Source organism: Streptomyces hyderabadensis, assembly GCF_020404845.1.
Classification (GTDB): Bacteria; Actinomycetota; Actinomycetes; order Streptomycetales; family Streptomycetaceae; genus Streptomyces; species Streptomyces hyderabadensis.
The window spans coordinates 43,671-53,759 of sequence record NZ_JAIOJZ010000053.1 but is presented as its reverse complement, the minus strand read 5'-3'; the positions used below and the strand labels follow the sequence as shown (position 1 = coordinate 53,759).

The 10,089-nt window shown below is 72.4% G+C and carries 8 protein-coding genes; all 8 read right to left on the bottom strand.

Features of this window, described 5'->3' with window-relative positions:
- Positions 1-1,242 (bottom strand): FtsX-like permease family protein (locus K7854_RS30595; RefSeq protein WP_226029794.1); only part of this gene is annotated, 1,242 nt, incomplete at its 3' end.
- Positions 1,243-1,245: 3 nt separating this feature from the next.
- A complete protein-coding gene (locus K7854_RS30590; RefSeq protein WP_226029793.1) occupies positions 1,246-2,031 on the bottom strand; it encodes an ABC transporter ATP-binding protein in 786 nt (261 codons plus the stop codon).
- A gap of 126 nt (positions 2,032-2,157) precedes the next feature.
- Entirely contained in the window at positions 2,158-2,805 is a 648-nt protein-coding gene (locus K7854_RS30585) for a LutC/YkgG family protein (protein WP_226029792.1), read from the bottom strand.
- Positions 2,802-4,280, bottom strand: a complete 1,479-nt coding sequence (locus K7854_RS30580) for a LutB/LldF family L-lactate oxidation iron-sulfur protein (RefSeq protein WP_226029791.1) — start codon at positions 4,278-4,280, stop codon at positions 2,802-2,804. Before K7854_RS30580 ends, K7854_RS30585 begins: the two co-directional genes overlap by 4 nt.
- Entirely contained in the window at positions 4,277-5,032 is a 756-nt protein-coding gene (locus K7854_RS30575) for a (Fe-S)-binding protein (protein WP_226029790.1), read from the bottom strand. Before K7854_RS30575 ends, K7854_RS30580 begins: the two co-directional genes overlap by 4 nt.
- Before the next feature lie 77 nt (positions 5,033-5,109).
- Positions 5,110-6,498, bottom strand: a complete 1,389-nt coding sequence (locus K7854_RS30570; RefSeq protein WP_226029796.1) for a rhamnulokinase — start codon at positions 6,496-6,498, stop codon at positions 5,110-5,112.
- A 62-nt stretch (positions 6,499-6,560) separates the two neighbouring features.
- Positions 6,561-8,600, bottom strand: coding sequence for a bifunctional aldolase/short-chain dehydrogenase (locus K7854_RS30565; protein WP_226029789.1), 2,040 nt, complete (start codon positions 8,598-8,600; stop codon positions 6,561-6,563).
- 114 nt (positions 8,601-8,714) lie between these two features.
- Positions 8,715-9,875 (bottom strand): L-rhamnose isomerase, encoded by a 1,161-nt coding sequence (gene rhaI / locus K7854_RS30560; protein WP_226029788.1) that lies wholly within the window; start codon positions 9,873-9,875, stop codon positions 8,715-8,717.
- Positions 9,876-10,089: the final 214 nt, after the last annotated feature.

Below are 10,089 nucleotides of genomic sequence, written 5' to 3'. Positions count from 1 at the left end.
CCCCAGCGTCACCGCCGCCGCGACCGAGACCATCGCGAGCCACACCCCGAGGAACTGGTCCGGCAGCACCGCGTCGGTGCGCACCACCGTGAACGGCACCACACCGGCCAGCGCGGCCACCGTGCCGAAGAACACCCCCGTGACCGTGAGGATCACGCCCTCGGCGGCCACCACGCCCATCACCTGCCGCGGCGTCGCCCCGGCCAGCCGCTGCTGGCCGAACTCCCGCGCACGGTACGTCGTCGCCGCGTACAGCGAGTTGACCAGCATCACGCAGACGAACACCGCGATGATGCCGACCACCGTGAGGTTCAGCGTCTCCAGGTTCTTGGCGTCGACCGACTTGACCAGCCCGGAGGCCTTCACCGCGTCGCTCTCCACCGCCTGCATCGTGACCGTCGCCGTCGACACGGCGGTGAACATGATCAGCGACACGAGGATCCCGGCCAGATGGGCCGTGCGCTCGCGCAGGTTGCGCACGGCCAGCCAGCCGCTGGCACCGCTCAGCGGCAGCCGGTTCAGTACGCCCTTCAACAGCCGCGGCGACAGCAGCGCGAAACCGGCGGACAGCAGGATGGTCCCGTTGGCCGGCGCCGCCATCAGCGCCTCGTCCGTCGCGGAGAACAGGAAGGTGGAGCAGGTCCCCGCGGCCCCGGTGACCAGCGCCGCACAGGCCAGGAACCGCTTCGCCCCGGCCCGCTCCCGGCGGCCCCGGCTCAGCCGCCGTACGGCCAGGAACGCGGCGCCCGCGGACGCCAGCAGGGTGAGGGCCACACCGCTCCCCAGCGCGACGGGGCCGAAGGCGTACTCCACCGACCGCGCCACCTGGCCGCTGTCCTGGAACAGGTCCAGCAGCACCCGTCCGCCGAGCATCGCCGGGCCGATCGCCAGCGCCGCGCCCGCCAGCGCCACGGCCACCGCCTCACCCACGACCATCCGCTTGATCTGTGCCGGGGTCGCCCCCGAGCAGCGCAGCAGCTCCAGCTCGGCGGTGCGCTGACGCACGTTGACCGTCAGCGTCGAGGCCACCGCGAAGAACACCAGCAGACTCCCGTAGCCGCCGACGACCCCCGCCGCCGTGCCCAGCGTCTCGGAACTCACCGGGTCGACGCCGTCCTGCGCGGCCGTGTCGTGCATCGAGTTGAACGTCATGATGACCGCCGCCCCCAGGAAGGCGGACAGCAGCGTCGCCAGGAACCGCCCGGGACGGCGCCGGATCGACCGGAGAGCCAGTACGAACATCGCTCACACCCCCGCCGGCACGTCGTCGCCCAGGTGCGCGAGGCGCTCCGCGACCGCGTCCGGGGTCGGTGCGTCCATGCGCCCCGCCAGTCGGCCGTCGGCGAGGAAGACCACCGAGTCGGCGTACGAGGCCGCGACCGGGTCGTGCGTCACCATCACCACGGTCCGCCCGTGCACCCGCACCGCTTCCCGGAGTAGCAGCAGCACCTGCCGGGCACTGCGCGTGTCCAGGGCGCCCGTCGGCTCGTCCGCGAAGATCACCCGTGGTTCGGTGACCAGCGCCCGCGCGATCGCCACCCGCTGGCACTGGCCGCCGGAGAGCTGGGCGGGGCGGTGGCCGAGCCGGTCCCCTAGACCGACCGACGCCAGGACCTCCCGCGCCCTCTTCCGGTCGACCCGCCGCCCGGCCAGCTTGAGGGGCAGCACCGTGTTCTGGGCGACGGTCAACGTCTCCAGCAGGTTGTACTGCTGGAAGACGAACCCGACCCGGCCGCGCCGGAACTTGGTCAGTTCCGCCTCACCGCCACCCGTCAGCTCCTTGCCGTCCACGCAGACGATGCCGCTGTCCGGCCGGTCGAGACCCGCCGCGCACTGCAGCAGCGTGGACTTGCCGGAACCGGACGGCCCCATCACCGCGGTGAACGTGCCGCGTCCCAGGCTCAGCGTCACCCCGTCCAGGGCGGTCACGGCGTTCCCTGCCGCACCGTACGTCCGGGTGACCTTGACGAGCCGGAGCGCCTCCGAGGCGGGGCCCGGGTCGTGATTGCCTCGTGTGCCGGAGCGAAACATCGTGATCACCTTCCGTGTGGCACGCCCTGTGCGGTGCCTCGTGGAAGACGCTACGGAGCGCGGGGCCCGACCACACTGGGTGCAGAGCCCGTATCGGGGGGTGTATTCAGCGACACCCCGGCAGCGCTACGAGCCGCTCAGCAGCACCACCTCCAGGGTGCGCGGGCCGTGCACCCCCTCGACGCGGTCCAACTCGATGTCACTGGTCGCGGACGGACCGGAGATCCACGTCAACGGGCGGGCCGGGTCGAGGCGTTCGAGCGCCTCGGGCACCGAGGACACGACCTGGTCGGGCACCCGCACGACGCAGATGTGGTGGTCCGGGATCAGGGTGATGCGCCGCCGCCCCTGGTCGGGGGAGCCGTCCAGGACGATCGTGCCGGTCTCGGCGACGGCCACGGCGCAGCCGGTCACGACGCTCTCCACCCGGTCCAGCTCGTGCGGCGTGCTCACCGCCCGGTCGTGCACCCGCGTCGGATCGGCGGCCGACATCCACTCGGGCGGCAGGCTCGGCGGCACCAGGACGTACTGTGGGCCGCGCTGGGCGAGCAGCCGCATGATGAGCAGCGGCAGTTCCTCCTCGTCCGTGCGGTGCACGATCGCCCGGTAGTCCGCCAGGTTCTCGGCGAGCAGGTCCACCGTCTCCCCGACGGACCGCTGCCCGTGCTCGCGCAGATACTCCCGCGCGACAGCCTCCTCGTAGGGCCGCGCGTCGGCCGGCACGTCCGCAAGCGCCCGCCGCACCCGGCCCAGGATGCGTTCCCTGCTGCTCACTTCGCTCCGCCCTTCCCGCCGTGCGTGCGCTGCCACCAGTCCCGGAACGGCTCCGCGGGCACCGCCGGCAGGTCCCGGGTGCCGCTCCACGCCCGGCCGGGACCGGGCAGCGTGCGCGGATGCAGACGGCGGGTGCGCGAGGCCAGCCGCTGCCCGGTCCGCAGCGCGCCCGGACGCGTGAACGCCCACTGCGCCGCCCGCATCGCCGCCCGCTCGGCGGCATGCCCCTTGGCGGGCCTCAGCACCACCCGGTTGCCGCCGCGGACGGCCGGCCCGCCCTGCACCACCCGCTCCCGCAGGTGCACCAGCACCTCGGGGATGTCGATGGCGACCGGGCACACCTCGTAACAGGCGCCGCACAGCGAGGACGCGTACGGCAGCGAGGCGTCGATCTCGCTGCCGGTGCCCCGCAGTTGCGGGCTGAGGATCGCGCCGATCGGGCCCGGGTACACGGAGCCGTAGGCGTGCCCGCCCGCCCGCTCGTACACCGGGCACACGTTCAGGCAGGCCGAGCAGCGGATGCAGCGCAGCGCCTGGCGGCCGACCTCGTCGGCGAGGGTGTCGGTGCGGCCGTTGTCCAGCAGGACCAGGTGGAAGGTGCGCGGGCCGTCCTCGTCGGTGGTGCCGGTCCACATGGACGTGTACGGGTTCATGCGCTCGGCCGTCGAGGAGCGGGGGAGGGTCTGCAGGAACACCTCCAGGTCCTGCCACCGCGGCACGATCTTCTCGATGCCGACGACCGAGATCAGTGTCTCCGGCAGGGTCAGGCACATCCGCCCGTTGCCCTCCGACTCCACGACCACCAGCGTGCCGGTCTCGGCGACCACGAAGTTGGCGCCGGAGATGCCGACCTTCGCCCGCAGGAACTTCTCCCGCAGGTGCAGCCGGGCCGCCTCCGCGAGTTCGGCGGGCGTGTCCGTCAGGTTCTCGGGCGCGGGACGGCCCCACTCGCCCATCTCGGAGCGGAAGATGTCGCGGATCTCGCCGCGGTTGCGGTGGATGGCGGGCACCAGGATGTGCGAGGGCCGGTCCTTGCCCAACTGCACGATCAACTCGGCGAGATCGGTCTCGTAGGCGTGGATGCCCCGGGCCTGGAGCGCCTCGTTGAGGCCGATCTCCTGTGTCGCCATCGACTTGACCTTGACGACCTCCGACTCGCCGGTCTCCTCGACCAGGCGGGCGACGATGTCGTTGGCCTCGTCGGCGTCGGCGGCCCAGTGCACCGTCCCGCCGGCCGCGGTGACCGCCTCCTCCACCTGCACCAGGTACCGGTCCAGATGGCGCAGGGTGTGGTCCTTGATCTGCTTCCCGGCCTCGCGCAGCGCCGCCCAGTCGTCCAGTTCGGCGACCGCGCGGGCCCGCTTGTCCCGGATGGTGTGGGTGGCGTGGCGCAGATTGCCGCGCAGCGTCGTGTTGCCCACCGCCTCCCGCGCCGCCCGCGGAAAGGCCGGCATTCCGACGAACGTCCCGCTCATACCGCCACCGCCTCCTCGGTGCTCGCCAGGATCTCCGCGATGTGCACCGGACGCATGCCCGTGCGCAGCCGCGTCATGGTGCCGCCGATGTGCATCAGACAGGAGTTGTCGGCCGCGCACAGCACGTCCGCGCCGGTCGACTCGGCGTTGCGCACCTTGTCCGCGCCCATCGCCGCCGACACGTCCGAGTTCTTCACGGCGAAGGTGCCGCCGAACCCGCAGCACTCCTCGGCGCCCGGCAGCTCCACCAGCTCCAGCCCCTTCACCGCCGCCAGCAGCCGCCGCGGCCGGTCGCCCAGGCCCAGGCTCCGCAGGCCGTGGCAGGTCGGGTGGTAGGTCACCGTGTGCGGGTAGTACGCCCCCACGTCGGTCACCCCGAGCACGTCGACGAGGAACTCCGTCAGCTCGTACGTCTTCGGCACCACCGGCGCCAGCACGGCCGCGAGCGTGTCCCCGCGTCCCTCCGCCCGGGCCCGCTCACCCATCCGCGGGTACAGCTCCCGCACCATCGCGCCGCAGGAGCCCGAGGGCGTCACGATCGCGTCGTAGTCCGCGAACACCTCGGCGAAGTGCCGGGCCAGCGGCTCGGCCTCGTGCCGGTACCCGGTGTTGTAGTGCGCCTGCCCGCAACACGTCTGGGCCATCGGGAAGTCGACCTCGACGCCGAGTCTGGTGAGCAGCCGCACCACGGCACGGCCGGTGTCCGGATAGAGCGTGTCGTTGACGCAGGTCAGAAACAGGGCGACACGCATCGCGGCTCCTCGTTTCGATCATCGGATGAATGATGGATGCAGGCTAGTCGGCCGACCGGGCACGCGGGAGACCCGGTTCAGCGGTCGGCGAGTCGGGCCCCGGCCGCCCGCCAGCGGGCCGTGCCGCCGCGCGGTTCGTACCGGGCCGGCGGCTGGGTACGGGCCACCAGCCGGCGCATCCCGGCGAGGTCGCCGACCAGGCCGTGGGCGCGGGCCTGCACCAGGACGTTGCCGAGCGCGGCGGCCTCCGTCGGCCCCGCCACCACCGGCAGCCCGCAGGCGTCGGCGGTCAGCTGGCACAGCAGCGCGTTGCGGGTGCCGCCGCCGACCACGTGCACGACGTCGACCGGATGCCCGGCGAGCCGCTGCGCCTCCTCGACGGCCGCGCGGTGGGCCAGCGCCAGCGAGTCCAGGATGCACCGGGTCACCTCGGCGGGTGTCCGGGGCACCGGCTGCCCCGAGGCGCGGCACGCCTCGGCGATCCGCTCCGGCATCCGCCCCGGCGCCAGGAACGCCGCGTCACCCGCGTCCACCACCGACCGCAGCGCCGGTACCCGCGCCGCCGCGCGCAGCAACTCACCCAGATCCGGCTCGCCCCAGGCCCGTACGCACTCCTGGAGCAGCCACAGACCCATGATGTTGCGCAGGTAGCGGACGGTGCCGTCCAGGCCGAGTTCATTGGTGAAGTTGGCGGCCCGGCTCTCCTCCGTCAGCACCGGGGCGGGCAGTTCGAGGCCGGCCAGCGACCAGGTGCCGGTGCAGATGTAGGCGAACCGCTCGTCCGAGGCCGGTACGGCGGCCACCGCGGAGGCGGTGTCGTGCGAACCGACCGCCGTCACCGGTACCGGTCCGGCCAGCCCCGTCTCCTCCAGCACCTCGGGGCGCAGCAGCCCCGCCGCGTCCCCGGGCCGGCGCAGCGGCGCGAACAGGCCGAGGTCGATCCCCAGCCGGTCCGCCACCTCCCGCGACCAGTCCCGGGTGCGGGGGTCGATCAGCTGGGTGGTGGAGGCGTTGGTCAGCTCCGTGCCCTGCTCCCCGGTCAGCCAGTACGTCAGCAGGTCCGGGATCAGCAACAGCCGCCGGGCCGCCGCGAACTGGGCCGTGCCCCGGGCGGCGAGCAGCTGGTACAGGGTGTTGAAGGGCGCGTACTGCAACCCCGTGGCCGCGTACAGCTCCGCGGCGGGCAGCGTGGCCCACACCCGCTCCGCGACCCCCTCGGTGCGGGCGTCGCGGTAGTGCACGGGGTTGCCGAGCAGCGCCCCGTCCGCGTCCAGCAGGCCGTGGTCGACGGCCCAGCTGTCCACGCCGACCGAGTCCACCGGACCCGCCGCCCGCAGCCCGTCCAGCACACCGGCGTACAGCGCGAGGACGTCCCAGCGCAGTCCGTCGGGCGTACGGACCGGCCGGTTGGGGAAGCGGTGCGCCTCGGTCAGGTCCAGCCGGTCGGCGCCCACGCGGCCGACCATGACGCGCCCGCTGGACGCGCCGAGGTCGACCGCGGCGTACGCCTTGGCGTCGACGGCGCCGCTCACCGCAGGAACGCGGCAGCGACGCCGGCGTCGACCGGGACGTGCAGGCCGGTGGTGTGGGTCAGGTCGCCGCCGGTCAGCGCGAACACGGCGTTCGCGACGTGCTCGGGCAGCACCTCCCGCTTGAGCAGCGTCCGCTGCGCGTAGAACTCGCCCAGCTTCTCCTCCGGCACCCCGTACACCGCCGCGCGCTGGGCACCCCAGCCGCCCGCGAAGATGCCGGAACCGCGCACCACACCGTCCGGGTTGACGCCGTTGACCCGGATGCCGTGCTCGCCCAGCTCGGCGGCGAGGAGGCGCACCTGGTGGGCCTGGTCGGCCTTGGTGGCGGAGTAGGCGATGTTGTTGGGGCCGGCGAACACGGCGTTCTTCGAGGCGATGTACACGATGTCGCCGCCCAGTTCCTGCGCGGTCATCACCCGGGCGGCCTCGCGCGAGACGAGGAAGGAGCCGCGGGCCATGATGTCGTGCTGGAGGTCCCAGTCCTTCGCGGAGGTCTCCAGCAGCGGCTTGGAAATGGAGATGCCCGCGTTGTTGACCACCAGGTCCACCCCGCCGAAGGCGAGCACGGCCGCCTCGAACGCCCCGGCGATCTGTTCCTCGGAGGTGACGTCGACGGTCACGGCGACGGCCTTGTCGTCCCCGCCCAGCTCCGCGGCGACCGCGGCCGCGTTCTCGGCGTTCAGGTCGGCCACGACCACACAGGCGCCCTCGTTGACCAGCCGGCGCGCGATCGCCTTCCCGATCCCGCTGCCCGCACCCGTGACCAGGGCGACCCGGGTGGCCAGCGGCTTCGGCTTCGGCATCCGCCGGAGCTTGGCCTCCTCCAGCGCCCAGTACTCGATCCGGAACTTCTCCGACTCCTCGATCGGCGCGTACGTCGACACCGCCTCCGCCCCGCGCATCACGTTGATCGCGTTGACGTAGAACTCGCCGGCCACCCGGGCGGTCTGCTTGTCCTTGCCGAAGCTGAACATGCCCACACCCGGCACCAGCACGATCGCCGGGTCGGCGCCGCGCATGGCGGGGGAGCCGGGCTCGGCGTGCCGCTCGTAGTAGGCGGCGTACTCCTCGCGGTAGGCCGCGTGCAGCTCCTTGAGCCGGGCGACGGCCTCGTCCAGCGGCGCAGAGGGCGCCACGTCGAGGACCAGCGGACGCACCTTCGTGCGCAGGAAGTGGTCCGGGCAGGAGGTGCCGAGCGCGGCGAGCCGGGGGTGCTCGGCCCGCGCGAGGAAGTCGAGGACCACGTCCGCGTCGGTGAAGTGCCCGACCTGCGGCCGGTCCTGGGAGGCCAGACCGCGCACGTACGGCGCCAGTGCGGCCGCCCGCTCCCGCCGGTCGGCCTCGGGCAGCGCCGCATACCCCTCGATCACCGGGCCGAACGGCTCGGCCTTGCCGCGCCCGGCCAGGAAGGCCTCGGCGGTGCGGATGATGTGCAGCGAGTTGCGCTCGCACTCCTCGGAGGTGTCGCCCCACGCGGTGATGCCGTGCCCGCCGAGCACACAGCCGATCGCCTGCGGGTTGGCCTCCTTCACGGCCGCGATGTCCAGCCCGAGCTGGAAACCGGGCCGCCGCCACGGCACCCACACCACGGTGTCGCCGAAGCACTCGGCGGTCAGCTTCTCGCCGTCCGCCGCGCAGGCCAGCGCGATCCCGGAGTCCGGGTGCAGATGGTCCACGTGGGCGGCCTCGACCAGCCCGTGCATCGCCGTGTCGATCGAGGGCGCGGCGCCGCCCTTGCCGTGCAGGCAGTAGTCGAACGCGGCGACCATCTCGTCCTCGCGCTCGACGCCCGGGTAGACGCCCTTGAGCGCCCGCATCCGGTCCAGCCGCAGCACGGCGAGCCCCGCCTCGGTGAGCGTCCCGAGGTCCCCGCCGGACCCCTTGACCCACATCAGCTCCACCTCCCCCCCGGTGACGGGGTCGGTTCCGGTGCCCTTGGCGGAGGCGTTGCCACCGGCGTAGTTGGTGTTGCGCGGATCGGCACCGAGCCGATGCGAACGGGCGAGGAGGGCGGCGGCTTCAGGGTGAGATGTCATGACGGTGCCTTTTCGATCGGAGGGGAGGAAGTGCGCCCCTTCAGGGGCGCGGGGAACTGCGCGATCAACCACGAACGACCCGCAGCCCGCGAACAACGGAAACCCGGCAGACGCCTACGCCCCCCACCCGGCCTGCTGCCCACCGACCCGCTCGGCGACAACCTTCTCCGCCCACCCGCAGGAGCGATACGCCTTGAGGGGTTCGGGCTCCAGGCCCATTTCCTCCCGCACCTCCCGAAGAAGCGGCCGCACATCCGTGTTGTACGCGTCCATCAACACCGCGTTGGCCTCCAGCACGTCCCCCGCGGCCTGCGCAGCGGCCAGTGCCGGACCGTCGACCAGCAGCGCCTTCGCCGTCGCCTCCTGCACGTTCATCACCGACCGGATGATGGCCGGGATCTTCGCCTCGATGTTGTGGCACTGGTCGAGCATGAACGCGACGTCGGAGGTGAACCCGTCCCCGCGCACCACCTCGTACATGATGCGGAACAGCTGGAACGGGTCGGCGGCGCCCACCATCAGGTCGTCGTCGGCGTAGAAACGCGAGTTGAAGTCGAACCCGCCGAGCTTCCCCTCCCGCAGCAGCGTCGCCACGATGAACTCGATGTTCGTGCCCGGCGCGTGGTGCCCCGTGTCGACCACGACCTGCGCCTTCTCACCCAGCTTCAGGCAGTGCGCGTACGCCGTGCCCCAGTCCGGCACGTCCGTCGTGTAGAACGCCGGCTCGAAGAGCTTGTACTCCAGGAGCATCCGCTGCCCCTCGCCGAGCCGCTCGTACACCTCGGCCAGGCCCTCGGCCAGCCGGTCCTGACGGGAGCGGACGTCGTCCTGGCCGGGGTAGTTGGTGCCGTCGGCGAACCACAGCTTCAGGTCGTGCGACCCGGTGGCGTCCATGATGTCGACGCACTCCAGCAGGTGGTCGACGGCCTTGCGGCGCACCGCCGGGTCCGGGTGGCAGACGCTGCCCAGCTTGTAGGCGTCGTCCTGGAAGGTGTTGGAATTGATCGCGCCGATCCGTACACCCCGCTTCTCGGCGTGCGCGGCCAGCGCGGCGTAGTCGTCGACCCGGTCCCACGGGATGTGCAGGGCCACCGTCGGGGCCACGCCGGTGAACTCGTGCACCTTCGCCGCGTCGTCCAGTTTCTCGAACGGGTCGCGCGGGACACCGGCCTGGGCGAACACCTTGAAGCGGGTGCCCGAGTTGCCGTACGCCCACGACGGCGTCTCGACGGCCTGGGTCTTGAGCGCGGCCTTCACCGCGGCGAGCTCGGTCACTTCGGGGCTCCTGTGGCATCGGGTCGTGGCCTGCGGTGAGCACGGCCATCTATGAAACGATTCAGAACGTGAAGCTATGAGCCGCCAGGAGGGGTGTCAACCCTTCCGGCCAGTCCGGCTGTTCGTGACTCCGTCGTGACCTTCGGCTATCGAAAGTTTTTCGACCCGGAACCATTGACGTGACATACCCTCGCTGCCTAACGTCCCCGGCAAC